At 63.7% G+C, this 24,264-nt stretch carries 35 protein-coding genes; 3 read left to right on the top strand and 32 right to left on the bottom strand.

Features of this window, described 5'->3' with window-relative positions; all coding sequences use genetic code 11:
* Positions 1–87 precede the first annotated feature (87 nt).
* Positions 88–1,719 (top strand): OprO/OprP family phosphate-selective porin, encoded by a 1,632-nt coding sequence (locus AAFG50_RS25840; RefSeq protein WP_028171397.1) that lies wholly within the window; start codon positions 88–90, stop codon positions 1,717–1,719.
* 41 nt (positions 1,720–1,760) lie between these two features.
* Here the strand turns inward: AAFG50_RS25840 and AAFG50_RS25845 are convergent, their stop codons facing one another.
* Positions 1,761–2,147, bottom strand: a complete 387-nt coding sequence (locus tag AAFG50_RS25845; RefSeq protein WP_011088126.1) for a helix-turn-helix domain-containing protein — start codon at positions 2,145–2,147, stop codon at positions 1,761–1,763.
* 133 nt (positions 2,148–2,280) lie between these two features.
* Here AAFG50_RS25845 and AAFG50_RS25850 point away from each other — a divergent pair, with 133 nt between their 5' ends.
* Positions 2,281–3,294, top strand: coding sequence for a zinc-binding alcohol dehydrogenase family protein (locus tag AAFG50_RS25850; RefSeq protein ID WP_028171396.1), 1,014 nt, complete (start codon positions 2,281–2,283; stop codon positions 3,292–3,294).
* A gap of 106 nt (positions 3,295–3,400) precedes the next feature.
* On the opposite strand, the gene AAFG50_RS25855 is transcribed toward AAFG50_RS25850, so the two are convergent.
* Positions 3,401–3,709, bottom strand: a complete 309-nt coding sequence (locus tag AAFG50_RS25855; RefSeq protein ID WP_028171395.1) for a DUF1330 domain-containing protein — start codon at positions 3,707–3,709, stop codon at positions 3,401–3,403.
* Positions 3,710–3,719: 10 nt separating this feature from the next.
* The gene (locus AAFG50_RS25860; protein WP_028171394.1) at positions 3,720–4,508 is read right to left on the bottom strand and encodes an SDR family oxidoreductase; all 789 of its coding nucleotides are present in this window, start codon (positions 4,506–4,508) and stop codon (positions 3,720–3,722) included.
* 187 nt (positions 4,509–4,695) lie between these two features.
* Between AAFG50_RS25860 and AAFG50_RS25865 the strand changes: the two genes are divergently transcribed.
* A complete protein-coding gene (locus AAFG50_RS25865) occupies positions 4,696–5,673 on the top strand; it encodes a tripartite tricarboxylate transporter substrate binding protein (protein WP_011088130.1) in 978 nt (325 codons plus the stop codon).
* Positions 5,674–5,753: 80 nt separating this feature from the next.
* Here AAFG50_RS25865 and rplQ read toward each other — a convergent pair whose 3' ends face one another.
* The 29 genes from rplQ to fusA all read right to left on the bottom strand — a co-directional run bounded on the left by rplQ (position 5,754) and on the right by fusA (position 24,232).
* Positions 5,754–6,170: a 50S ribosomal protein L17 gene (rplQ, locus tag AAFG50_RS25870; RefSeq protein ID WP_011088131.1), complete on the bottom strand. Its 417-nt coding sequence runs from the start codon at positions 6,168–6,170 to the stop codon at positions 5,754–5,756.
* Between the two features lie 191 nt (positions 6,171–6,361).
* Positions 6,362–7,393, bottom strand: coding sequence for a DNA-directed RNA polymerase subunit alpha (locus tag AAFG50_RS25875; protein WP_011088132.1), 1,032 nt, complete (start codon positions 7,391–7,393; stop codon positions 6,362–6,364).
* Between the two features lie 112 nt (positions 7,394–7,505).
* Positions 7,506–7,895: a 30S ribosomal protein S11 gene (gene rpsK / locus AAFG50_RS25880; RefSeq protein ID WP_007603045.1), complete on the bottom strand. Its 390-nt coding sequence runs from the start codon at positions 7,893–7,895 to the stop codon at positions 7,506–7,508.
* A 123-nt stretch (positions 7,896–8,018) separates the two neighbouring features.
* Positions 8,019–8,387: a 30S ribosomal protein S13 gene (rpsM, locus tag AAFG50_RS25885; RefSeq protein ID WP_011088133.1), complete on the bottom strand. Its 369-nt coding sequence runs from the start codon at positions 8,385–8,387 to the stop codon at positions 8,019–8,021.
* A gap of 185 nt (positions 8,388–8,572) precedes the next feature.
* Positions 8,573–9,466 (bottom strand): adenylate kinase, encoded by an 894-nt coding sequence (locus AAFG50_RS25890; RefSeq protein ID WP_028171393.1) that lies wholly within the window; start codon positions 9,464–9,466, stop codon positions 8,573–8,575.
* 279 nt (positions 9,467–9,745) lie between these two features.
* Complete coding sequence (gene secY / locus AAFG50_RS25895; RefSeq protein WP_011088135.1) at positions 9,746–11,077, bottom strand: preprotein translocase subunit SecY; 1,332 nt, start codon at positions 11,075–11,077, stop codon at positions 9,746–9,748.
* Between the two features lie 148 nt (positions 11,078–11,225).
* Positions 11,226–11,711, bottom strand: a complete 486-nt coding sequence (gene rplO, locus AAFG50_RS25900; RefSeq protein WP_011088136.1) for a 50S ribosomal protein L15 — start codon at positions 11,709–11,711, stop codon at positions 11,226–11,228.
* A 75-nt stretch (positions 11,712–11,786) separates the two neighbouring features.
* Positions 11,787–11,981, bottom strand: a complete 195-nt coding sequence (rpmD, locus tag AAFG50_RS25905; protein WP_011088137.1) for a 50S ribosomal protein L30 — start codon at positions 11,979–11,981, stop codon at positions 11,787–11,789.
* Positions 11,982–12,005: 24 nt separating this feature from the next.
* Positions 12,006–12,599: a 30S ribosomal protein S5 gene (gene rpsE / locus AAFG50_RS25910; RefSeq protein ID WP_008136332.1), complete on the bottom strand. Its 594-nt coding sequence runs from the start codon at positions 12,597–12,599 to the stop codon at positions 12,006–12,008.
* A gap of 44 nt (positions 12,600–12,643) precedes the next feature.
* Complete coding sequence (rplR, locus tag AAFG50_RS25915; protein WP_007603036.1) at positions 12,644–13,006, bottom strand: 50S ribosomal protein L18; 363 nt, start codon at positions 13,004–13,006, stop codon at positions 12,644–12,646.
* An 11-nt stretch (positions 13,007–13,017) separates the two neighbouring features.
* Positions 13,018–13,551 carry a 50S ribosomal protein L6 gene (rplF, locus tag AAFG50_RS25920; RefSeq protein ID WP_011088138.1) on the bottom strand — a complete coding sequence of 178 codons (534 nt, stop codon included), beginning with the start codon at positions 13,549–13,551 and terminating at the stop codon, positions 13,018–13,020.
* 16 nt (positions 13,552–13,567) lie between these two features.
* Positions 13,568–13,966, bottom strand: a complete 399-nt coding sequence (rpsH, locus tag AAFG50_RS25925; RefSeq protein WP_011088139.1) for a 30S ribosomal protein S8 — start codon at positions 13,964–13,966, stop codon at positions 13,568–13,570.
* Positions 13,967–13,980: 14 nt separating this feature from the next.
* Entirely contained in the window at positions 13,981–14,286 is a 306-nt protein-coding gene (gene rpsN / locus AAFG50_RS25930; protein WP_011088140.1) for a 30S ribosomal protein S14, read from the bottom strand.
* A 46-nt stretch (positions 14,287–14,332) separates the two neighbouring features.
* Positions 14,333–14,890, bottom strand: a complete 558-nt coding sequence (gene rplE, locus AAFG50_RS25935) for a 50S ribosomal protein L5 (protein ID WP_011088141.1) — start codon at positions 14,888–14,890, stop codon at positions 14,333–14,335.
* The gene (rplX, locus tag AAFG50_RS25940) at positions 14,883–15,197 is read right to left on the bottom strand and encodes a 50S ribosomal protein L24 (RefSeq protein ID WP_011088142.1); all 315 of its coding nucleotides are present in this window, start codon (positions 15,195–15,197) and stop codon (positions 14,883–14,885) included. Before rplX ends, rplE begins: the two co-directional genes overlap by 8 nt.
* A complete protein-coding gene (gene rplN / locus AAFG50_RS25945) occupies positions 15,197–15,565 on the bottom strand; it encodes a 50S ribosomal protein L14 (RefSeq protein WP_007603030.1) in 369 nt (122 codons plus the stop codon). The genes rplX and rplN overlap by 1 nt, the downstream gene beginning before the upstream one ends.
* A gap of 84 nt (positions 15,566–15,649) precedes the next feature.
* The gene (gene rpsQ / locus AAFG50_RS25950) at positions 15,650–15,898 is read right to left on the bottom strand and encodes a 30S ribosomal protein S17 (protein WP_011088143.1); all 249 of its coding nucleotides are present in this window, start codon (positions 15,896–15,898) and stop codon (positions 15,650–15,652) included.
* Between the two features lie 13 nt (positions 15,899–15,911).
* The gene (rpmC, locus tag AAFG50_RS25955; RefSeq protein ID WP_011088144.1) at positions 15,912–16,118 is read right to left on the bottom strand and encodes a 50S ribosomal protein L29; all 207 of its coding nucleotides are present in this window, start codon (positions 16,116–16,118) and stop codon (positions 15,912–15,914) included.
* 5 nt (positions 16,119–16,123) lie between these two features.
* Entirely contained in the window at positions 16,124–16,537 is a 414-nt protein-coding gene (gene rplP, locus AAFG50_RS25960; protein ID WP_008549252.1) for a 50S ribosomal protein L16, read from the bottom strand.
* A gap of 30 nt (positions 16,538–16,567) precedes the next feature.
* Positions 16,568–17,293, bottom strand: a complete 726-nt coding sequence (rpsC, locus tag AAFG50_RS25965; RefSeq protein WP_011088146.1) for a 30S ribosomal protein S3 — start codon at positions 17,291–17,293, stop codon at positions 16,568–16,570.
* 18 nt (positions 17,294–17,311) lie between these two features.
* The gene (gene rplV, locus AAFG50_RS25970; RefSeq protein WP_011088147.1) at positions 17,312–17,701 is read right to left on the bottom strand and encodes a 50S ribosomal protein L22; all 390 of its coding nucleotides are present in this window, start codon (positions 17,699–17,701) and stop codon (positions 17,312–17,314) included.
* Positions 17,702–17,711: 10 nt separating this feature from the next.
* Positions 17,712–17,990 (bottom strand): 30S ribosomal protein S19, encoded by a 279-nt coding sequence (rpsS, locus tag AAFG50_RS25975; protein WP_008136357.1) that lies wholly within the window; start codon positions 17,988–17,990, stop codon positions 17,712–17,714.
* A gap of 12 nt (positions 17,991–18,002) precedes the next feature.
* A complete protein-coding gene (gene rplB, locus AAFG50_RS25980) occupies positions 18,003–18,836 on the bottom strand; it encodes a 50S ribosomal protein L2 (RefSeq protein ID WP_011088148.1) in 834 nt (277 codons plus the stop codon).
* 12 nt (positions 18,837–18,848) lie between these two features.
* Entirely contained in the window at positions 18,849–19,151 is a 303-nt protein-coding gene (locus tag AAFG50_RS25985) for a 50S ribosomal protein L23 (RefSeq protein ID WP_011088149.1), read from the bottom strand.
* A complete protein-coding gene (rplD, locus tag AAFG50_RS25990; protein ID WP_011088150.1) occupies positions 19,148–19,768 on the bottom strand; it encodes a 50S ribosomal protein L4 in 621 nt (206 codons plus the stop codon). The genes AAFG50_RS25985 and rplD overlap by 4 nt, the downstream gene beginning before the upstream one ends.
* A gap of 1 nt (position 19,769) precedes the next feature.
* The gene (gene rplC, locus AAFG50_RS25995; protein ID WP_011088151.1) at positions 19,770–20,486 is read right to left on the bottom strand and encodes a 50S ribosomal protein L3; all 717 of its coding nucleotides are present in this window, start codon (positions 20,484–20,486) and stop codon (positions 19,770–19,772) included.
* 52 nt (positions 20,487–20,538) lie between these two features.
* Complete coding sequence (gene rpsJ / locus AAFG50_RS26000) at positions 20,539–20,847, bottom strand: 30S ribosomal protein S10 (RefSeq protein ID WP_002712302.1); 309 nt, start codon at positions 20,845–20,847, stop codon at positions 20,539–20,541.
* Positions 20,848–20,928: 81 nt separating this feature from the next.
* Positions 20,929–22,119, bottom strand: coding sequence for an elongation factor Tu (gene tuf / locus AAFG50_RS26005; RefSeq protein ID WP_011088152.1), 1,191 nt, complete (start codon positions 22,117–22,119; stop codon positions 20,929–20,931).
* Positions 22,120–22,159: 40 nt separating this feature from the next.
* Positions 22,160–24,232 carry an elongation factor G gene (gene fusA, locus AAFG50_RS26010; RefSeq protein ID WP_011088153.1) on the bottom strand — a complete coding sequence of 691 codons (2,073 nt, stop codon included), beginning with the start codon at positions 24,230–24,232 and terminating at the stop codon, positions 22,160–22,162.
* Between the last annotated feature and the right edge of the window lie 32 nt (positions 24,233–24,264).

Consider the following 24,264-nt stretch of genomic DNA (forward strand, 5'->3'; position numbering starts at 1 on the left):
GGACGCAGCGTCGCGGGGCAGTCATCGATCCTTCCTAGGCTCTCCGTTCGCGACTTGGGGAAGTTCGTCAAACGATGGAGGCGTAACGTGAGCAGGACAAGAATTGCAGCCACGGCGATTGGTCTCGCCGGCGTGCTGGCGGCATCGCAAGCCCAGGCCCAATCGGCCAGCAACAGCGAACAGGAGATCGCACTCCTGAAGCAGCAGCTGAAGATGCTCGAGCAGAGGCTCGACAAGCTCCAGAGCCAGACCGCAGCGAACACCGCAGCGACGGCGAAAGCCAAGGCTGAAGCCAAGGCCGAAGCAAAAGCCGAAGCGCGCTCGGAGGCGAAAGCGGTCGTCGCCAATGCCAATGCGGCGATCCCGCTCAAGGGCCCGGCGCCGGCTTCCGGCGTCGTTGTGACGATGCCGAACAACCGGCCGACCATCTGCACGGCCGACGGAGCGAACTGCGTCGCGATCACGAGCCGCGTGCACTGGGATGTCGGCGGCTACGATTATCGTCCCAATACGGCAGGCACCGTGCCGCAGAAACTCGACAGCGGCGAGAACGTCCGTCGCGCACGCATCGGCGTCGTCGGCAAGTTCCTCGAAGACTGGAATTTTGCCCTGATCTACGACTTCGGCGGTTCGGCTGACGGCTTCGGCGGCACGGGGGCCGCCGGCGCTACTCCTGTCGGCTTCCTGCCCGGCGGTGGCACATCCGGCATCGAGAACGCGTATGTGAGCTACACCGGGCTGAAGCCTTTTGGCGGCAAGATGGCGATCGAGGCCGGCATCATGGACCTTGCCTGGACCCTCGATGAGTCCTCGAGCTCCAACGACATTCCCTTCATGGAGCGCGCCTCGGTCGGCGTGATCGCGCAAAATATCGCCGCCGGCGATTTCCGTTCTGCCGTCGGCGCCCGCTGGTACAACGACGTGTTCTGGGCCGGCGCGTACGTGACGGGTCCGACCACGGGTGCGATTCACTCAGCGTCGAGCGTCTCACCTCCGGGCACCAGCGAGCAGTACGGCGCGACGGCCCGCGTTGCGGGCCAGCTCGTCAGCGGCAAGGATTATTCGCTGCATCTCGGCGGCGACGCACAGTGGCTGATTCAGCCGCCGCGCAATCTGGTCGCCAACACGCAGACGCTCACGCTCAGCGACCGGCCTGAGCTGCGAATTGACCCTACGACACTGATCTCGACCGGTGCGATTGCCAATGTCGCGGGCGCGCAGGTTTATGGTGTCGAAGCCGCCGCGACCTATGGATCGCTGTTCCTCCAGGGCGAATACTACTGGTTCAACATCGATCGCAACGCGAACACCAGCGTGCCGTTAATCGGAGCGCCAAGCCTGAAATTCCAGGGCGGCTACGCGGAAGCGGCCTACGTCTTGACCGGGGAATCGCGCAAGTACAATCCAGCGAACGCCTCCTATGGCGGCGTGAAGCCCGATCATCCGTTCTCGCTCGATGGCGGTGGCTGGGGCGCCTGGGAGATCGCCGGCCGCTATTCCACTATGGATCTGAATAATCAGCTCGCGACTGCCGCCGGCATCGCCGGCGGACGCCAGACGGTCTACACGCTCGCGCTCAACTGGTACGTCAACGGCAATGTCCGCTTCATGCTGGACTACCTGCATGGCACGGTGTCGAAGCAAGCCTCGCCGGTCTCGACCGCCGACGTCGGCTCGAAGTTCGACGCGGTCGCGATGCGCACGCAGTTTGCGTTCTGACGCAATCTTGTCCGGGAGCGGCGCAGTCCGCTCCCGGACATTCACGCTGCTCGCTTCGGCTTCTTGACCGGTTCCGCCGCCTCGGGCGCCGGCGCGCAGGACAGCCGTTGCTGATGGCTCTCGCCCCACGCCTTCAGGATGTCGATCACCGGCCTGAGGCTCTCGCCGAGCTCGGAGAGGCAATACTCCACCCGCGGCGGCACCTCGGCATAGACCTTGCGGATGACGAGCTTGTCCTCCTCCAGCGCGCGAAGCTGCTTTGTCAGCATGCGCTGGGTGATGCCGGGCATCCGGCGGCGTAGTTCGCCGAAGCGCTGGGTGCCGTCCTGGAGGTGGTAGAGGATCACGCCCTTCCACTTGCCGTCGATCAGGTCCAGCGTCGCCTCGACCGAGCAGCCGGGACGCCGGGTAAAATCTCGCCGCTTCATGCGTGTTTTCCCAATAGTATCCAAACAGGGACTATATCCCCGAATTTACAGTACTTGCCAAACCGGGGCCAGCGGGACAGTTAGCAGGCCGGGCGCACGTCACAAGCTGCGCGCTATCTGATGGAGACAAGCCATGAAGGCCGTTGGCTACAAGAAATCGCTTCCGATCGAGGATCAGGACGCGCTGTTCGATTTCGAGACCGCAAAGCCCGAGCCCAAGGGGCGCGACATACGCGTCGCCGTGAAGGCGATCTCGGCCAATCCGGTCGACTACAAGGTGCGCAAGCGCGCCGCTCCGCCCGAGGGCGAGACGAAGATCTTGGGTTATGACGCAGCCGGCGTGGTCGACGCCGTCGGGCCCGAGGTCACGCTGTTCAAGCCGGGCGACGAGGTGTTTTATGCGGGCTCGATCCTGCGCCAGGGCACCAATGCGGAATTCCACCTGGTCGACGAACGCATCGTCGGCAACAAGCCGAAGAGCCTGTCGTTCGCGCAGGCCGCCGCCCTCCCCCTCACCTCCATCACCGCGTGGGAATTGCTGTTCGACCGCCTCGGCGCGGTACCGGGCAAGAGCGTCGATCCGCGCACGCTGCTGATCACGGGCGGCGCCGGCGGCGTCGGCTCGATCCTGATCCAGCTCGCCCGCCGCCTCACGGGCCTCACGGTGCTCGCGACGGCGACGCGGCCGGAATCCCAAAAGTGGTGTCTCGATCTCGGCGCACATGCGGTGATCGACCACGGCAAGCCGATGAAGGAGCAGATCGAGAAGCTCAAGCTGCCGCCGGTGGCGCTGGTGGCGAGCCTCACCTTCACCGATCAGCACTACAAGGCGATCGCCGAGTTCATGGCGCCGCAAGGCCGGTTCGGCCTGATCGACGATCCGCCCGAGTTCACCATGAGCACGTTCAAGGGCAAGGCGATCTCGGTGCACTGGGAATCGATGTTCACGCGCTCCTCGTTCCAGACGCCTGACATGATCGCGCAGCATCATCTGCTCAATGACGTCGCCGACCTCATCGACAAGGGCGTGTTGCGCACCACGCTCGACCAGACCTTCGGCACGATCAACGCGGCCAACCTCAAGCGCGCGCATGCGCTGCTCGAGAGCGGCAAGTCGCGCGGCAAGATCGTGCTGGAGGGGTGGTAGGCGAGCACAGCGCCGCTGCCTAGGGTGGGCAAAAGCGCGCTTGCGCCGTGCCCACCATCACGCAACGGGCGCAGAAAGGTAGTGGGCACGCTTCGCTTTGCCCACCCTACGGCAGTTGTGCTCCTGGAGCGATGCCCTCGACGAACATCAACCGCCGCTCCAGCGCCGTCTGCCGCAGCTTCAACGCCTCGGCATATTCCACTGAGGCGTACCATTCGCGCGCGCGGGCCATCGTAGGAAACTCCACGATGATGATGGTCTTGGGCGGCGGGCCGCCCTCCACCACGTCGGCGGCACCGCCGCGCGCGAGGTAGCGGCCGCCATATTGCGCGATAGTCTGCGCCGCAAGCGCGCGATAGGCTTCCATCATCGCCTGATCGCGCACCTCGACCTCGGAGATCACATAAGCCGGCACGTGCGCAGCCTCAGGCAATCGTGTTGACGATACCACCCTCGGCCCGCAGCGCCGCGCCATTGGTCGCGGACGCTTCCTTCGACGCAACATAGACCACCATATTGGCAATCTCGTCGACGCTGGCGAAACGCTGGATCAGCGAACTCGGGCGATGCTGCCTGACGAAATTGGCGGCGGCCTCATCCACCGACTGACCGTTTTGCTTCGCGAGATCCTTCACGAAGGTCTCGACACCCTCCGACATGGTCGGGCCCGGCAGCACGGAATTGACGGTGACGCCGGTGCCGCGGGTGAGCTGCGCCAGCCCGCGCGCGACCGAGAGCTGGGCGGTCTTGCTCATGCCGTAGTGAATCATCTCGACGGGAATGTTGAGGCCGGATTCCGAGGAGATGAAGACGATGCGGCCCCAGTTGCGCTTGAGCATGCCCTTCAGATATTCGCGCGACAGCCGCACACCGCTCATGACGTTGACCTCGAAGAAGCGGCTCCAGTCCTCGTCCGGGATATCGAAAAAGTCCTTCGGCTCGAAGATCCCGGCATTGTTGATGAGGATGTCGACCTCGGGCAGCTCGGACACAAGCGCCTTGCAGCCCGCCGCGGTCGAGACGTCGGCAGCGACGCCGCGCACCTTGCCACCCGCCGCTTCCAGCTTGCGCACGGCGGCGTCGACCTTGTCCTGGCCGCGCCCGTTGATCACGACGCTAGCACCGGAGGCGGCGAGACCTCTGGCAATGGCGTGGCCGATGCCAGCGGTCGAGCCGGTCACCAGCGCAGTTTTTCCGGAAAGGTCGATATTCATGTAGTATCTCCATCAGATCGATGATGGGAATATCGGACGCGGCGGATCGGGCCGCAATCGGCGCTCACCAATCAGTGAGACGCCGAGCACTTTTCCTGCGACAACGTAGACACCCCACCTGAACCGCGGCTGGAACGATTATTGCTAAGCAGCACGCCGTCTCATGTGAACACGGAAGAACTATGCGATGAAGCGGACGGCTCTCACGATTTTTCTCGGACTGGTCGGCTTGATGGGCGGCAATTCGCTCGCGCCGGCTCAAACGGTCTATCCGGAGAAATCGTTGCAATTGATCGTCCCCTTCCCGCCGGGCGGCGCCTCCGACGTGGTCGCGCGCATCATCGGCGGCGAGCTGGAGACGCGGCTCGGCAAGCCCGTGATCATCATGAACCGTCCCGGGGGCGGCACCACGATCGCGGCCAAGGAAGTCGCACGTTCGGCGCCTGACGGCTACACCCTGTTCTTCAGCTCGAACTCGAGCTTCACGCTGCCGGCAGCCGTGAAGGAAAGCGTGCCTTACGACGCGGCCAAGGATTTCGAGCCGCTCGGCCAAGTCGGCAAGATCACGCTGGCGCTCGTCACTTACAAGGACAATCCCGTCAAGGACGTCGCTTCGCTCGTCGCCGAGGCGAAGGCCAATCCCGACAAGCTGTCGCTCGCATCCTTCGGCGTCGCGACCGTCTCGCATTTCGCCGGCGAGCTGTTCAAGTCGAGTGCCGGGGTCAAGATGGTCCACCTGCCCTACAAGGGCAGCGCACCGGCGATGAACGACCTCATCGGCAAGCACATCCAGTACCACGTCGACACCGTGATCGCCGTGAAGCCGCAGATCGAGGCGGGCACCGTCAAGGTGCTCGCGGTGTTCTCCGGCAAGCGCACGCCCTACCTGCCCGACGTGCCGACGCTTGCCGAGCTCGGCTACACCGGCATCGACTTCGCGTCCTGGGGCGCGGTCGTCGCGCCCAAGGGGCTGCCGCCGGCCGTTCACGACAAGCTGACGGCGGCGCTGGAGGAGATCGTCAACAGCCCTTCCGTCATCGAGCGCTTCACCACGGTCGGCTTCGAACCGGGCTTCATGCGCTACAGCGATTGGGCAGGAGCCATCGGCAAGGAGACCGCCGAGATGAAGGAGATCGCGCAAAGGGCGGGGATCAAGGAAGAATAGTCGCGCTGATCTTCGCGAGCCCCAAAAACAAAAGCGGCGCCCGAGGGCGCCGCTTTCAATTCCGTACCTGCTGAAACGGCTTACGCCGCCTCGGCTTCCTTCTCCTGCACCGGACCGGAGTCCTGGCCCTTGGCATCGACGTCGCGATCGACGAACTCGATCACGGCCATCGCGGCGTTGTCGCCGTAGCGGAAGCCGGCCTTGATGATGCGGGTGTAGCCGCCCTGGCGGTCCTTGTAGCGGGTCGCGAGCACGTCGAAGAGCTTCTTGACCTGATCCTTGTCGCGCATCTCGGAGATCGCCTGGCGGCGCATGGCCAGCCCGCCCTTCTTGCCGAGGGTGACGAGCTTCTCGACGATCGGACGGAGCTCCTTGGCCTTCGGCAGCGTGGTGACGATCTGCTCGTGCTTGATCAGCGCGGCCGCCATGTTGGCGAACATCGCCCTGCGGTGTTCGGCCGTGCGGTTGAGCTTCCGATGAACCTTGCCGTGACGCATGTAACTATTCCTTACGTTAAAACTGCCGCGACGGTTCGTCGGACATGTTGCTCAGGTGGGCTGCCTGCGTTCGCCCAGTCAGTCATTCCGGGATGGCTCGCAGAGCCGAACCCGGAATCTCGAGGTTCCGGGTTCGATGCTCCAAGGCCGCGGTTGCGCGGTCCCGTCGCATCGCCCCGGAACGACGAATCTCAGTAGTGATCCTCGAAGCGCTTGGCGAGCTCGTCGATGTTCTCCGGCGGCCAGCCCGGCACTTCCATGCCGAGATGCAGACCCATCTGAGCCAGCACTTCCTTGATCTCGTTCAGCGACTTGCGGCCGAAGTTCGGGGTGCGGAGCATTTCCGCCTCGCTCTTCTGCACGAGATCGCCGATGTAGACGATGTTGTCGTTCTTCAAGCAGTTGGCCGAACGCACCGACAGCTCAAGCTCGTCCACCTTCTTGAGGAAGGCCGGGTTGAAGGCGAGGTCCGGGATGATCTCCTGGGCGACTTCCTTGCGCGGCTCTTCGAAGTTGACGAACACGTTGAGCTGATCCTGGAGGATGCGGGCGGCGTAAGCCACCGAGTCATCCGGCGAGATCGCGCCGTTGGTCTCGATCGTCATGGTCAGCTTGTCGTAGTCGAGGATCTGGCCCTCGCGGGTGTTCTCGACCTTGTAGGAGACCTTGCGGACCGGCGAGTACAGGCTGTCGACCGGGATCAGGCCGATCGGCGCATCCTCGGGACGGTTGCGCTCGGCGGGCACGTAGCCCTTGCCGGTCGCGACGGTGAACTCCATGCGAATCTCCGCGCCCTCGTCGAGGGTGCAGATCTGGAGGTCCGGATTGAGCACGACGACGTCGCCGACGGTCTGGATGTCGCCGGCGGTGACGACGCCCGGGCCCTGCTTCTTCACGACCATGCGCTTGGGGCCTTCGCCCTGCATCTTGATCGAGATGTCCTTGATGTTGAGCACGATGTCGGTGACGTCCTCACGGACGCCAGCGATCGAGGAGAACTCGTGCAGCACGCCGTCGATGTGCACCGACTGCACCGCCGCGCCCTGGAGCGAGGAGAGCAGGATGCGGCGCAGCGCGTTGCCGAGGGTCTGGCCGAAGCCGCGCTCGAGCGGCTCGGCGACGATGGTCGCAAAACGGGCCGGATCGCTGCCGGGCGTGACCTGGAGCTTGTTCGGCCGAATCAGTTCTTGCCAATTTTTCTGGATCGTCACTGTTTCACCCATACAGGCCAGTCGAACTGCCGTTGCAGACACTGGCGTTGGAGAAAGGCCGCAGGTCGCACCTGCGGCTTCTTGCAAAAGTCATTGCGGGCGCCGATGCACCCGCAACCTCGTATCAAACGCGCCGACGCTTGCGGGGACGGCAACCGTTGTGCGGGATCGTGGTCACGTCGCGGATCGAGGTGACGGTGAAGCCTGCGGCCTGGAGCGCGCGGAGCGCCGACTCGCGGCCCGAACCGGGACCGGCGACTTCGACTTCCAGCGTGCGCATGCCGTGCTCCTGCGCCTTCTTCGACACGTCCTCGGCGGCAACCTGCGCCGCGTACGGGGTCGACTTCCGCGAGCCCTTGAAGCCCATCGTGCCGGCGGAGGACCAGGCAATCGTGTTACCCTGCGCGTCGGTGATGGTGATGGTCGTGTTGTTGAACGACGAGTTCACGTGCGCAACGCCGGAGGCGATGTTCTTGCGTTCACGACGGCGAACGCGGGTGGCTTCCTTGCCCATTGAGTACCTTTCCTGGAGATCTCAAACGCCGCCGTAGTGCCAGCGGCTACACCTGTGGAACGAAAGGCGCGTGGCGAACGGGTTATCCCCGGTTCGCCACACGCCGCGATTGGATGCGAAGACTTACTTCTTCTTGCCGGCGATGGCCTTGGCCGGGCCCTTGCGCGTGCGCGCATTGGTGTGGGTACGCTGACCGCGCACCGGCAGACCGCGACGATGACGCAGGCCGCGATAGCAGCCGAGGTCCATCAGACGCTTGATGTTGATGCCGACCTCACGACGCAGGTCACCCTCGACGAGATAGTCGCGGTCGATGACTTCGCGGATCTGAAGCACTTCGGCGTCGCTGAGCTGGCTGACGCGACGATCCACCGGGATCTTCACCTTCTCCAGAATCTCACCGGCGATCTTCTGACCGATGCCATGGATGTACTGGAGCGCGATCAGCACGCGCTTGTTGGTGGGAATGTTCACGCCGGCAATACGGGCCACGGCCTTCTCTCCTGTTGCCGGTCCTCGTCAGGACCAGGCTTTAAGTGCTTGTGTTCTCGGGCAGGTGTTCACAAACGCGAACACGACGCCCACCCCCGGTCTTCCTGGGGCCCGGCATCGTCTGAAACTATCCGACTTGGATGCGGGGCTTATTAAGGGATTCCGGGGGCTTTCGTCAACCGCCGCTAGCGCTTGGCTCGCTTTTTCGTGACCTTTTTTGCGGCCTTTTTGGCACCCTTTTTGACAGCCTTCCCGGCGGTCTTTTTGGCAGCCTTCTTTACCGTCTTCTTCGCGGTCTTCTTGACCGCCTTCTTGGCGCCCTTCGCGGCCTTCTTGGCCGCCTTTTTAGCGGATTTGGCGGTTTTTTTGGCCGTTTTCGCCGACTTCTTGGTTGTTTTGGCCTTGGCCGCCCCCTTCTTGGCCGGCGCCGTCTTGGCGGCACTCTGGGCAGTTCCCTTGGCAGTTCCCTTGCCATGCGTCTTGGGCTCGACTGCCCCGAGCGCCAGGAGCTGGCGGTGAACCGCACGGGTGACCTCGTCGATGGCCATCATGCCATCGATGGTCGAGAGCTTCCGCCGCTCGGAATAGTAGTGAATCAGCGGCTCCGTCTGGCTGCGGTAGCTGGCAAGCCGCTTGGTCAGGACCTCGGGGGTGTCGTCGAGGCGAACCTCCTCACCGCGCTCCCGCATCTGGGCGACTCGGGTCTCGACGCGACTCAGCAGCGCGCTTTCGTTGACGCGGAGCTCGATCACTGCATCGAGCTTGAGGTGCTTCTGCCTCAGCAGCTCATCGAGCGCCTCGGCCTGCGGCACGGTGCGCGGGAAACCGTCGAGGATGAAACCGTTCTTGGCGTCCGGCTGGTCGATCCGGTCGGAGATGATTCCGACCACGACGTCGTCGGGTACGAGGCCGCCGCTGGCCATGATCTCCTTGGCCTTCAGACCGACCGGCGTTCCCGCCGCCACGGCCGCACGCAGCATCTCGCCGGTCGAGAGCTGGACGATACCATAGCGCTCCACCAGCAGCTGCGCCTGGGTCCCTTTGCCCGACCCCGGCGGTCCCAGAAGTATAATTCTCATCGGCGTACGCCCCCCGGATTGGTGAGCGATACGTCGCGCACCTGTGTTTGAAGATCAAGAACAGTGCAAACCATAATCGGCGCCGCACCGCTACCCATATCATAGGGGAGCGAATACCCGGTCGCCAAGAAGGCCTTTGAAATCAGGGATTGCATCGCGCTGAGAGCAGCTCCGCCGATGCGATCGAACGGCTGGCTGGTCGTCTCTGCGGGCGCCGCGCGTTGCTCTCGCGCGGGCGAATCGGCGGCGCAGTCGCGCCGCCTTCAGAGGACGCCGCGCTTAGCGGCGGCGGCCCCGCAACTTCGACTTCCGGATCAGGCCCTCGTACTGATGGGCCAACAGATAGCCCTGCACCTGCGCCACCGTGTCCATGGTCACGCTGACCACGATCAGCAGCGAGGTACCGCCGAAGTAGAACGGCACCGAGGCGTAGGAGATCAGGATCTCGGGGATCAAGCAGACGATCGCCAGATAGATCGCGCCGAGCACGGTGATGCGCGACAGCACGTAGTCGATATATTCCGCGGTGCGCTCGCCGGGGCGAATGCCCGGAATGAAGCCGCCGTGCTTCTTCAGATTGTCCGCGGTCTCGGTCGGGTTGAACACGATCGCGGTGTAGAAGAACGCGAAGAACACGATCAGCGCGAGATACATGATCAGGAACAGCGGACGGCCGTGGCCGAGCTGGGTGGTGATCCACTGGAACCATTCCGGCCCGCTGCCCGCATTGAAGTTCGCAACCGTGGTCGGCAGCAGCAAGAGCGAAGACGCGAAGATCGGCGGAATCACGCCCGAGGTGTTGAGCTTGAGCGGCAGATGCGAGGACTGACCCTCGAACATCTTGTTGCCGACCTGGCGCTTCGGATACTGGATCAGCAGGCGGCGCTGCGCGCGCTCCATGAACACGATGAAGGCGATCACGGCGACCGCCATGATGATGACGACCAGGATCAGGCCGGTCGACATCGCACCCTGACGGCCGAGCTCGAGCATGTTGGCGAGCGCCGCGGGCAGCTCGGCGACGATGCCGGAGAGAATGATCAGCGAGATGCCGTTGCCGATGCCGCGCGAGGTGATCTGCTCGCCCAGCCACATCAGGAACATGGTGCCGCCGGTCAGCGTGATCGCCGTGGACAGGCGGAAGAACATGCCGGGGTCGCTGACGACGTTGCCGGCACCCTCAAGGCCCACCGCGATGCCGTAGGACTGGAACGCCGCCAGGATGACGGTCAGATAGCGGGTGTACTGGTTCAGCGTCTTGCGGCCGGCCTCGCCTTCCTTCTTCAGCGCCTCGAGCTGCGGCGAGACGGTGGTCAGGAGCTGGATGATGATCGAGGCCGAGATGTACGGCATGATGTTCAGCGCAAAGATCGCCATGCGGTGGATGCCGCCGCCGGCGAACATGTTGAACATGCCGAGGATGCCGCCCGCCTGGGAGCGGAACACCTGCTCCCAAATGTTGGGATCGATGCCCGGCAACGGGATGTAGGTCCCCAGCCGATAAACGAGCAGTGCGCCCAGGGTGAACCAGATGCGCTTCTTCAGTTCGTCAGCCTTGGCAAACGCACCGAAATTGAGGTTGGCTGCCAGTTGTTCCGCTGCTGAGGCCATCTTGGACTTTCTCCCGCCGCCTGTTGCGCCGTCATGCCCGCGGCCGGGCTACTTTAGCGGACGCCGGACATTATCTGGGGCTCGGCATCGATAAGTCCACGTCCCGCATGCGTAAAGGCCCGCGAGCCGCGGGCCAATGACGCAGTTGTTACGCCGCCTCGCCTTCTTCCTTGGCAGGGGCGAGGATCTTCACCGAGCCGCCCGCCTTCTCGACCGCGGCAATCGCGGTCTTGGTGGCGCCGTGCACCTCGATGTTGAGCTTGGACTTGAGCTCGCCACGGCCGAGCAGCCGCAGGCCGCCCTTGGCGCGGCGCAGCACGCCGCCCTTCACCAGGGCCTCGACGTTCACGACGCTGCCGGCGTCGATCTTCTTGGCATCGACCGCTTCCTGGAGCCGGTCGAGATTGATCTCGGCGAACTCGACGCGGAAGATGTTGTTGAAGCCGCGCTTGGGCAGACGACGATGCATCGGCATCTGGCCGCCTTCGAAACCCTTGATGCGCACGCCCGAACGCGCGGTCTGGCCCTTGCCGCCGCGGCCCGACTGCTTGCCCTTGCCCGAACCGATGCCGCGGCCGACGCGCATACGCTTTTTGCGCGAGCCGGCGTTGTCGGCGATATCGCTGAGCTTCATCGCCCTTCTCCTTGTGTCTTGCGCATGATCTTCACCGAAAACCGGCACCCGTTTTTCGGGATCATGCGCCTTTGCTTACTTCTCGTCGACGATGCGGACGAGATGGTGAACCTTCTCGATCATGCCGCGCACGGCCGGAGTGTCCGGCAGTTCGCTGGTGCGGCCGATCTTGTTGAGCTTGAGCCCGATCAGCGTCGAACGCTGCGAGTGATGGCGGCGGATCGCGCTGCCGGTCTGCTCGAGCTTGATCGTCTTTGCGGCCTTGGCCATTTGATCTACTCCGAAAAGCTTCCGTTAGTCGGCAGCCGCCTCGGCATCGCCGCCGATACGGCGCGACTGGAGGGTGGACACCTTGATATTGCGGCGGGCTGCGACCGAACGCGGCGAATCCTGGTGCTTCAGCGCGTCGAAGGTCGCGCGCACCATGTTGTACGGGTTCGAAGAGCCGATCGACTTCGCCACCACGTCCTGGACGCCGAGCGTCTCGAACACGGCGCGCATCGGGCCGCCGGCGATGATGCCGGTACCGGCCGGAGCGGCACGCAGGTAGACACGGCCCGCGCCATGACGGCCGGCGATGTCGTGATGCAGCGTGCGGCCCTCGCGCAGCGACACGCGGGTCAGGTTGCGCTTGGCGGACTCGGTTGCCTTGCGGATCGCCTCAGGCACTTCGCGCGCCTTGCCGTGACCGAAGCCGGCGCGGCCCTTCTGGTCGCCGATCACGACCAGCGCTGCGAAACCGAAGCGCTTGCCGCCCTTGACGACCTTGGCCACGCGGTTGATGTGGACGAGCTTGTCGACGAACTCGCTGTCGCGCTCCTCGCGCTCCTTGCGTTCGCGTCCGCCGCCGCGTTGATCGCGTCCACCACGTTGTTCGCGTTCTGCCATTTTTCCAATCCTTCAGAGGCTTACGCCTCAATCCTCAAATTCTGTTAGAAGCTCAGCCCGCTCTCACGCGCCGCATCGGCAAGAGCCTTGACGCGCCCGTGATAGAGGTAGCTGCCGCGATCGAACACGACTTCCTTGACGCCCTTCTCGGCGGCGCGCTCGGCCAGCAGCTTGCCGACCGCCTTCGCCGCATCGATGTCGGCGCCGGTCTTGCCGCCGTCGCGCATCGACTTCTCGAGCGAGGAGGCGGAGGCCAGCGTCTCGCCCTTCAGATCGTCGATGACCTGGGCGTAGATGTGCTTGGACGAGCGGAACACCGACAGACGCGGACGGCCACCACCGGAGCGGCGCAGCTTCAGCCGCACACTCCGCTTGCGCCGGGCATTCGTAACCTTGGCTTTCGACATGACCGGCTCCGTTACTTCTTCTTGCCTTCCTTGCGGAAGATGAATTCGCCAACATACTTCACGCCCTTGCCCTTGTAGGGCTCCGGCGGGCGGTATGAGCGGATTTCGGCCGCGACCTGGCCGACGCGTTGAATGTCGCTGCCCGTCACCGTGATTTCGGTCGGCTTCGGCACCGTGATCGTGATCCCTTCGGGGATCGTGTAGATCACGTCGTGGCTGTAGCCGAGCGCGAGCTGCAGGTTCTTGCCCTGCATCGCGGCGCGGTAGCCGACGCCGGTGATCTCGAGCTTCTTCTCGAAGCCCTTGGTGACGCCTTCGACCAGATTCGCGACCTGGGCGCGAGCGGTACCATACAGCGCCCGGGCTCGGTTGGTCTCGAGCCGCGGCTTGACCTTGATCTGGCCGCTCTCGAGCTTCACCTCGACGTCGTCATGGACGACGAACTGAAGCTGGCCCTTGGGCCCCTTCATCTTGACGGTCTGCCCGTCGACGGTCGCGGTAACACCCGACGGAACCGCCACAGGCCTTTTGCCAACACGTGACATGGATCAAAAATCCTTCTCAGAACACCGTGAAGAGGACTTCACCGCCCACATTCGCGTCGCGCGCGCTGTGGTCGGCCATGATCCCCTTCGGCGTCGACAACACCGAAATGCCGAGCCCGTTGTTGACCCGCGGCAGGTTCTTCACCGAGGCGTAAACACGACGCCCGGGCTTGGAAACACGTTCGATCTCGCGGATGACGGGCTCGCCGTCGAAATACTTCAGCTCGATCTCGATCTCGCTGCGGCCCGAGGAGTGCTCGACCGTGGCATAGCCGCGGATGTAGCCCTCGCTCTTGAGCACCTCGAGCACGTTCTCGCGCATCCGCGAGCCCGGCGTGGAGACCTTGGTCTTGGAGCGCATCTGCGCGTTGCGGATGCGGGTGATCAGATCGCTGATTGGATCGTGCGTAGACATCTAAACGACCCTCCTTACCAGCTCGACTTCACGAGGCCCGGGACCATGCCCTTGGAGCCAAGTTCGCGCAGCGCGATACGGGACAGCTTGTTCTTGCGGTAGTTCGAGCGCGGACGGCCCGACAGCTCGCAACGAAGACGCACGCGGGTCGCCGACGAATTGCGCGGCATCTCGGCGAGCTTCAGGGTCGCGGCGAACCGCTCCTCCATCGGCAACGTCTTGTCGGCGATGATCGCCTTCAACCGCTCGCGCTTCGGGGCGGCGTTCTTCACCATCCGCTTGCGCCGGTTGTTCTTCTCGATTGAACTCTTCTTTGCCATGCTTGGCTCCTGGGTATCCGCGTTTGAGAGGCTTTAGGTCAGCGTCTCACTGCCGGAACGGGAAATTGAAAGCGGTCAACAAGGCCCTCGCCTCTTCGTCGGTCTTGGCCGTGGTGCAGACGGTGATGTCCATACCGCGGGCTTCCGTGACCTTGTCGAAGTCGATCTCGGGGAAAATGATGTGCTCCTTGATGCCGAGCGAGTAGTTGCCCCGGCCGTCGAAGCTCTTCGGGTTCAGGCCGCGGAAGTCGCGGACGCGCGGCAGCGCGACCGTCACCAGGCGGTCGATGAACTCGTACATGCGGGCCTTGCGCAGCGTGACCTTGCAGCCGATCGGCTGGTTCTCACGCAGCTTGAAGGTCGCGATCGCGATGCGCGAATAGGTCACGATCGCCTTCTGGCCGGCGATCTGGGTCAGCTCGGCAGCGGCGGTCTCGGCCTTCTTGCGGTCGTTGACGGAATCGCCAACGCCCATGTTCAGCACGACCTTGTCCAGGCGCGGAACCTGCATGACGTTCTCGTAACCGAACTTCTCGGTCATCGCCGTGCGGATCTTCGCATCGTATTCCGCGCGCAGGCGCGGCGTGTAAGCAGCCTCAGCCATCGATCTCAGCTCCCGAGCTCTTGGCGATGCGGACCTTCTTGCCGTCCGCCAGAATCTTGAATCCGACGCGGGTCGGCTTTCCGTCCTTGCCGACATACGCGATGTTGGACAGTTGGATCGGCGCCTCTTTCGAGATGATGCCGCCCTCCTGGGCCTGCGTCTGCTTCTGGTGACGCTTGACCATGTTGATGCCGCGCACGAGCGCCGTACCGGCGTCGGGGCGAACCTCGAACACTTCGCCGGTGCGACCCTTGTCGCGACCGGTCAGCACGACGACCTTGTCGCCCTTGCGGATCTTCGCAGCCATCACAGCACCTCCGGCGCGAGGGAAATGATCTTCATGTGATTCTTGGCGCGCAGCTCGCGCGGCACGGGCCCGAAGATACGGGTGCCGACCGGCTCGGACTGGTTGTTGATCAGCACGGCGGCGTTGCGGTCGAAGCGGATGACCGAACCGTCGGCGCGGCGGATGTCCTTGCGGACGCGCACCACGACGGCCTTCATCACGTCGCCCTTCTTCACCTTGCCACGCGGAATCGCTTCCTTGATCGAGACGACGATGATGTCGCCGATCGTGGCGTAGCGGCGCTTGGAGCCCCCGAGCACCTTGATACACATGACACGGCGTGCGCCAGAATTGTCGGCCACGTCGAGGTTGGTCTGCATCTGAATCATTGATGCACCTCGTCCTCTTCTCTCTTGCGCCAGCCCAGCCGGCGCTCAACATTTCCCTGAAGACAGTCGGCTAAAGCCAACAGATCAGGCGCTTTTCTTGTGTTCGCCCCGGATCACGACCCAGCGCTTCAACTTCGAAATCGGCTTCGATTCCTCGATCCAAACCATGTCGCCCGGCTTGAACTCGTTGTTCTCGTCGTGCGCGTGGTAGTTCTTCGAACGGCGGATCGTCTTCTTGTAGATCGGGTGCGTGAAGCGGCGATCGACGCGCACAACGACCGTCTTGGCTGTCTTGTCGCTGACGACCACGCCCTGCAAAGTACGTTTCGGCATCTTCGTAAGCCTCTTACTTCTTCTTCGCGCGCGTCTGCGCGGCGACGGTCTTGATCCGGGCGATGTCGCGGCGAGCCTCGCGCAGGCGCGAGGTGTTCTCGAGCTGCCCGGTGGCGCGCTGGAAGCGCAGGTTGAAGCGCTCCTTCTTCAGGTTCAGGATGGCGTCATCCTGCTGGTCGGGGCTCATCGCGCGGATGTCTTCGATCTTCATCTGGGCCATGGCCATTACTCCGCAATGCGCTCGACGAAGCGCGTCTTGATCGGCAGCTTGGCGGCCGCCAGGGTCAGCGCCTCACGCGCCGTCTGGGTGTTGACGCCGTCGATCTCGAACAGCACCCGGCCCGGCTTGACGCGCGCCACCCACAGTTCCGGCGAACCCTTGCCGGAACCCATGCGGACTTCGGCCGGCTTCTTCGACACCGGAAGGTCGGGGAACACGCGGATCCAGACGCGGCCGGCGCGCTTCATGTGACGGGTCAGCGCGCGGCGAGCGGCTTCGATCTGGCGCGCGGTGACGCGCTCAGGCTCGGTCGCCTTCAGGCCGTACTGGCCGAACGCCAACGTCGCGCCCGAAGACGCAACGCCGTGGATGCGGCCCTTATGCGCCTTCCGGAACTTCGTTTTCTTAGGTTGCATCATGGCTTTAAGCCCTCAAATTCCTGTGCTGGCTCAGACCGCAGCGTTGTCGCGGCGCTGACGGCCACCACGATCACCACCGCCGCCGGTCTCGCCTTCGGCCATTCTCTTGTCCTGGGCCATCGGATCGTGCTCGAGGATCTCGCCCTTGAAGATCCAGACCTTGACGCCGCAGGTGCCGAAGGTCGTGAACGCGGTCGCAACGCCGTAGTCGATGTCGGCGCGCAGCGTGTGCAGCGGCACGCGACCTTCGCGGTACCACTCCATGCGCGCGATTTCCGCACCGCCCAGACGTCCCGAGCAGTTGATGCGGATGCCTTCCGCGCCGAGACGCATCGCCGACTGCACGGCGCGCTTCATGGCACGGCGGAACGCCACGCGGCGCTCCAGCTGCTGCGCGATCGACTCGGCCACCAGCGTCGCATCGAGCTCCGGCTTGCGGATCTCGACGATGTTGATGACGACGTCGGACGAAGTGATGTCCGCGACCCGCTTACGCAGCTTGTCGATGTCGGCGCCCTTCTTGCCGATCACCACGCCCGGACGGGCCGAGTGGATGGTGACGCGGCACTTCTTGTGCGGACGCTCGATCACGATGCGGGCGACGGCCGCCTGCTTGAGCTCCTTGTGCAGGATCTCACGGATCTTGACGTCCTCGTGCAGCAGCTTGCCGTATTCCTGCTTGCCGGCGAACCAGCGGGAATCCCAGGTCCGGTTGATGCCGAGACGCAGACCGATCGGATTGATCTTTTGACCCATCGTTTTCTCCTGCGACCCTTAAGCCGCTGCTGCTTCGGCTTCGACCTGACGAACAATGATCGTCAGCTGCGAAAATGGTTTGTAGACACGGCCCGAGCGGCCACGGCCGCGGGCGGCAAAGCGCTTCATCACGAGGCCGTTGCCGACGAAAGCCTGCGCCACGACGAGATCGTCAACATCGAGGTCGTGGTTGTTCTCGGCATTGGCGATAGCCGATTCCAGGCACTTCTTCACGTCAACCGCGATCCGCTTGCGCGAAAACTGCAGGTCGGCGAGCGCAGCAGCCGCCTTCCGGCCGCGAATGAGCTGGGCGACCAGGTTGAGCTTCTGCGGGCTCACCCGCAGCATCCGGGCGACCGCCTTGGCCTCGTTCTCGGCGAGGCTCCGTTCGCGCTTAGGTTTGCTCATCGTTTAATCCTCAAGCCTTCTTGGCTTTCTTGTCACCGGAGTGGCCATGGAAGGTCCGGGTCGGCGAGAACTCGCCGAACTTGTGACCGACCATTTCCTCGTTGACGGCCACCGGCACGTGCTTCTGACCGTTGTAGACACCGAAGGTCAGACCGACGAACTGCGGCAGGATCGTCGAACGACGGCTCCAAATCTTGATGACGTCGTGACGGCCGGACGCGCGCGCGGCATCTGCCTTCTTGAGCAGAGAACCCTCGACGAACGGGCCTTTCCAGACTGAACGAACCATGTCCGGCGTTCCTTACTTCTTCCGCTTGTGGCGGCTTAGGAGAATGAATTTGTTGGTCGACTTGTTGGAGCGGGTCTTCTTGCCCTTGGTCGGCTTGCCCCACGGAGTAACCGGGTGGCGACCGCCCGAGGTACGACCTTCACCACCGCCGTGCGGATGGTCGATCGGGTTCATCGAAACACCGCGGTTGTGCGGCTTGCGACCCAGCCAACGGTTGCGGCCGGCCTTGCCGATCGAGGTGTTCATGTGATCCGGGTTCGACACCGCGCCGATCGTGCCGCGGCAACGGCCGTGCACCAGGCGCTGCTCACCCGAGTTCAGGCGGATGATGACGTAGTCCTGGTCGCGACCGACGAGCTGGGCGTAGGTGCCCGCGGAACGGGCGAGCTGGCCGCCCTTCCCGATCTTGACCTCGATGTTGTGGATGATCGTGCCGACCGGCATGTTGCCGAGCGGCATGACGTTGCCCGGCTTCACGTCGACATAGTTGCCGGCCACCACGGAATCGCCGACCGCAAGGCGCTGCGGCGCCAGGATATAGGCCTGGGTGCCGTCTTCGTACTTGACCAGTGCGATGAACGCAGTGCGGTTCGGATCGTATTCCAGCCGCTCGACGGTCGCGGGCGCATCGACCTTGTCGCGCTTGAAGTCGACGATGCGCAGGGTCTGCTTGTGACCGCCGCCGCGGAAGCGCACGGTGATGCGACCGGTGTTGTTGCGACCGCCGGAGGAATGCTTGCCTTCGGTGAGGGCCTTGACCGGCTTGCCCTTGTAGAGGGCCGAACGATCGACCATGACCAGCTGGCGCTGGCCCGGCGTCGTGGGATTGAATGTCTTCAGTGCCATCGTCGTACGACCTTACAGACCGGTGGTTACGTCGATCCGGTGGCCCTCTTCGAGGGTCACGATCGCGCGCTTGGTGTTCGACTGCGAACCGAGGTTGCCGCGGAAGACCTTGGTCTTGCCCTTGCGGACCAGCGTGTTGACGCTCTTGACCTTGACGTCGAACAGCTTCTCGATCGCTTCCTTGATCTGCGGCTTAGTCGCCTTCGCGGCCACCTTGAACAGGACCTTGTTGTGCTCGGACGCCAGCGTCGCCTTTTCGGTGACGACCGGAGCAACGATCACGTCGTAGTGGCGAGGCTCAATGTTCTTCGTCATTTGAAGCGCGCCTCCAGCGCATCGATGGCGGCCTTGGTCAGAACGAGCTTCTGACGGCGCAGGATGTCATAGACGTTGATGCCCTGGATCGGCAGCACGTCCATGTTAGGGATGTTGCGAGCCGCGGCGGCAAAGCCGTTGTTGAGCTCGGCGCCGTCGATGATCAGCGCGTTGGTCAAGCCCAGACCCGAGAAGTGACCGAGCAGCGCCTTGGTCTTGGCGGCTTCCAGCGCGGCCTTGTCGATCACCAGCAGATCACCGTCCTTGGCCTTGGCCGACAGCGCATGCTTGAGAGCCAGCGCGCGGACCTTCTTCGGCAGGTCGGTGGCGTGCGAACGCACCACCGGACCGAAGGCGCGGCCACCGCCACGGAACTGCGGCACGCGGGCCGAGCCGTGACGAGCACCGCCGGTGCCCTTCTGCTTGTACATCTTCTTGCCGGTGCGCCAGATCTCGGCGCGGCCCTTGGCCTTGTGGGTGCCGGCCTGGCGCTTGTTGAGCTGCCACTGCACGCAACGCGCAATGATGTCCTGGCGCGGCTCGAGACCGAAAATGGCGTCGGAAAGCTGGACCGAGCCGGCTTCCTTACCTTCGAGGGTGGTGACCTTCAATTCCATCTCACGCACCCTCCTGCTGGGCCGCAGCCTCGGCTTCGCCACCCGCAACCTTGAACTTGCCGGGCTTCGGAGCTTCCTTCGGCAGCGGCTTCTTGACGGCGTCGCGCACGCGGATCCAGCCGCCCTTGGAGCCGGGAACGGCGCCTTCGACGAGGATCAGGCCGCGCTCGACGTCGAGCTGAACGACTCGAAGGTTGAGCGTGGTGATGCGGTCGACACCCATGTGGCCGGGCATCTTCTTGTTCTTCCAGGTCTTGCCGGGATCCTGACGACCACCGGTCGAACCGATCGAACGGTGCGAGATCGACACACCGTGCGTGGCGCGCAGACCGCCGAAGTTCCAGCGCTTCATGCCGCCGGCGAAGCCCTTACCGACCGAGGTGCCGGTGACGTCGACGAACTGGCCAACCACGAAATGATCGGCCTGGATCTCGGCGCCGACCGGGATCATGGCATCCGCGGTGACGCGGAATTCCTCGACCCGGCGCTTCGGCTCGACCTTGGCGACCGCGAACTGGCCGCGCTCCGCCTTGGGCATGTAAACGGTCTTGCGGCTGCCAGAACCGAGCTGGAGCGCGACGTAACCGTTCTTCTCTTCGGTACGGTGGCCTACGACCTGGCAATTGCCGAGCTTCAGCACGGTCACGGGGATATGTTCGCCGGCCTCCGTGAAGACCCGCGTCATCCCGACCTTTTGTGCGATCACTCCGGAGCGCATCGGCTTGCTTCCTGTTCTTTCTGTCCGCTTACGCGAACGGGATCCAAAAATCTTAGAGCTTGATCTCGACGTCGACACCGGCGGCCAGATCGAGCTTCATCAAAGCATCGACGGTCTGCGGGGTCGGATCGACGATGTCGAGCAGGCGCTTGTGAGTGCGCATCTCGAACTGTTCGCGGCTCTTCTTGTCGACGTGGGGCGAACGGTTGACGGTGAACTTCTCGATGCGGGTGGGCAGCGGAATGGGTCCGCGGACCTGCGCGCCGGTGCGCTTCGCCGTGTTCACGATCTCGCGGGTCGACGTATCGAGGATACGATGGTCGAACGCCTTGAGACGGATACGAATGTTTTGGCCGTTCATTGCCGTGGTCTCTCTTCAGTGGGTGGCGAATAGCGAATAGCGAATGTCACCATTCGCTACTCGCCGATCCCTATTCTCGTATTACTCGATGATCGAGGCGACGACGCCGGCGCCGACGGTACGACCGCCCTCGCGGATCGCGAAGCGGAGCTTCTCTTCCATCGCGATCGGCACGATCAGGTGCACTTCCATCGCGATGTTGTCGCCCGGCATCACCATCTCGGTACCTTCCGGCAGATGCACGACACCGGTCACGTCGGTGGTGCGGAAGTAGAACTGCGGACGGTAGTTGGTGAAGAACGGGGTGTGGCGACCGCCCTCTTCCTTGGTGAGGATGTAGGCCTCAGCCTTGAACTTGGTGTGCGGCTTGACCGAACCCGGCTTCGCCAGCACCTGGCCGCGCTCGACGTCCTCGCGCTTGGTGCCGCGGAGCAGAGCGCCGATGTTGTCGCCGGCCTGGCCCTGATCGAGCAGCTTGCGGAACATTTCGACGCCGGTGACGGTGGTCTTCTGGGTCGCACGCAGACCGACGATCTCGATTTCCTCGCCGACCTTGACGATGCCGCGCTCGACACGGCCGGTCACCACGGTGCCGCGGCCCGAGATCGAGAACACGTCTTCAACCGGCATCAGGAACGGCTGGTCGATCGGACGCTCCGGCTGCGGGATGTACTCGTCGACGTTGCGCATCAGCTCGAGGATGGCGTCGTGGCCGAGCTTCTTGTCCGAATCTTCGAGAGCGGCGAGCGCCGAGCCCTTGATGATCGGGATCTTGTCGCCCGGGAATTCGTACTTCGAGAGCAGTTCGCGGACTTCGAGCTCGACGAGCTCGAGCAGCTCCGGATCGTCGACCATGTCGCACTTGTTGAGGAACACGACGAGCGCGGGCACGCCGACCTGGCGGGCGAGCAGGATGTGCTCGCGGGTCTGCGGCATCGGGCCGTCAGCGGCCGACACGACCAGGATCGCACCGTCCATCTGGGCGGCGCCGGTGATCATGTTCTTCACGTAGTCGGCGTGGCCGGGGCAGTCGACGTGGGCGTAGTGGCGGTTCTTGGTCTCGTACTCGACGTGCGCGGTCGAGATCGTGATGCCGCGCGCCTTCTCTTCCGGCGCCTTGTCGATCTGGTCGTACGCGGTGAACGTTGCACCGCCGGTCTCGGCGAGGATCTTGGTGATCGCCGCGGTCAGCGACGTCTTGCCATGGTCGACGTGACCGATGGTGCCGATGTTGCAGTGCGGCTTGTTACGTTCAAACTTTGCTTTGGCCATTTGACTCTCCGTTCAATCGTCAGCTTGAGACCGACGACAATCAGGCAAACTTCTTTTGGACTTCTGCCGACACGTTGGCCGGCGCTTCTGCGTAGTGATCGAACTGCATGGTGAAGGTTGCGCGCCCCTGGCTCATCGAGCGCAGGTTATTCACGTAACCGAACATGTTCATGAGCGGCACCATCGCGTTGATGACGTTGGCGTTGCCGCGCATGTCTTGACCCTGGATCTGACCGCGCCGGGAATTCAGGTCGCCGATGACCGAGCCGGTATAGTCTTCCGGGGTCACCACTTCGACCTTCATGATCGGCTCGAGCAGCACGGACTTGCCCTTCTGCAAGGCTTCGCGGAATGCCGCGCGCGATGCGATTTCGAAGGCGAGCGCCGACGAGTCGACGTCGTGGTACTTGCCGTCGACGAGCTGAACCTTGACGTCGACCACGGGGAAGCCCGCGACGACACCAGAGCTCATCACGCTGTTGAGGCCCTTTTCGACGCCGGGGATGTATTCCTTCGGAACCGCACCGCCGACGATCTTGGACTCGAACTCGTAGCCCTTGCCGGGCTCGTTCGGCTCGACCACGATCGACACTTCCGCGAACTGACCGGTACCGCCGGTCTGCTTCTTGTGGGTGTACTTGACCTCGGCCTTCTTGGTGACGCGCTCACGGAACGCAACCTGCGGCGCGCCGATGTTGGCGTCGACTTTGTAGGTGCGCTTGAGGATGTCGACCTTGATGTCGAGATGGAGTTCGCCCATGCCCTTGAGGATGGTCTGGCCGGACTCCTGGTCGGTCGACACGCGGAAGGACGGATCCTCCGCCGCGAGCTTGGCCAGCGCCACGCCCAGCTTCTCCTGGTCGGCCTTGGACTTCGGCTCGATCGCGATCTCGATGACCGGCTCGGGGAATTCCATCTTCTCCAGGATCACCTGCTTGTCGGGATCGCACAGCGTGTCACCGGTGCGCGCTTCCTTCAGGCCGGCCAGGGCGACGATGTCGCCGGCATAGGCTTCCTTGATGTCTTCGCGGTTGTTCGCATGCATCAGCAGCATGCGCCCGATGCGCTCCTTCTTCTCGCGGGTCGAGTTCACGACGCCGGTGCCGCTCTGCAGAACGCCGGAGTAGATGCGGCAGAAGGTGATGGTGCCGACGAACGGGTCGTCCATGATCTTGAACGCGAGCAGCGCGAGCGGCTCCTTGTCGTCGGCCTTGCGCACGACCTCGTTGCCGCGGTCGTCGGTGCCCTTGATCGCGGGCACGTCGATCGGCGACGGCAGGTAGTCGACGACGGCGTCGAGCAGCGGCTGCACGCCCTTGTTCTTGAAGGCCGAGCCGCACAGCACGGGATAGAACGCGCCGGTCAGCACCGCCTTGCGGATCAGGCGCTTCAGGGTCGCTTCGTCCGGCTCGTTGCCGTCGAGGAAGGCGGCCAATGCGTCGTCGTCGAGCTCGACGGCGGCTTCCACCATCTTCTCGCGGTATTCCTTGGCCTGCTCGACGAGGTCTTCCGGAATGTCGACATAGTCGAACTTCGCGCCGAGCGATTCATCGTTCCAGACGATGCCCTTCATCTTCACGAGGTCGACGAGACCCTTGAAGTTGTTCTCGGCACCGATCGGAAGCTGGATTGCGATCGGCTTGGCGCCGAGGCGGTCAACGATGTCGGCCAGACACTTGAAGAAGTCGGCGCCGGTCTTGTCCATCTTGTTGGCGAAGACGATGCGCGGAACCTTGTACTTGTCGCCCTGGCGCCAGACGGTCTCGGTCTGGGGCTCGACGCCCTGGTTCGAGTCCAGCACGCAGACGGCGCCGTCGAGCACGCGCAGCGAACGCTCGACTTCGATGGTGAAGTCGACGTGGCCGGGAGTGTCGATGATGTTCAGGCGCTTGCCGGCCCAGAAGGCGGTGGTCGCAGCCGAGGTGATCGTGATGCCACGCTCCTGCTCCTGCTCCATCCAGTCCATCGTCGCGGCACCTTCGTGCACTTCGCCGATCTTGTGGCTCTTGCCGGTGTAATAGAGGATGCGCTCGGTCGTCGTGGTCTTGCCGGCGTCGATATGCGCCATGATACCGAAATTACGGTAGTCCTCGATGGCATGTTGGCGGGGCATGGGTCGTTCCTTGCGAGTCCGAGTGTGTCGCC

Origin of the sequence: Bradyrhizobium sp. B039, from assembly GCF_038965675.1 — a bacterium.
Taxonomy (GTDB): Bacteria; Pseudomonadota; Alphaproteobacteria; order Rhizobiales; family Xanthobacteraceae; genus Bradyrhizobium; species Bradyrhizobium diazoefficiens.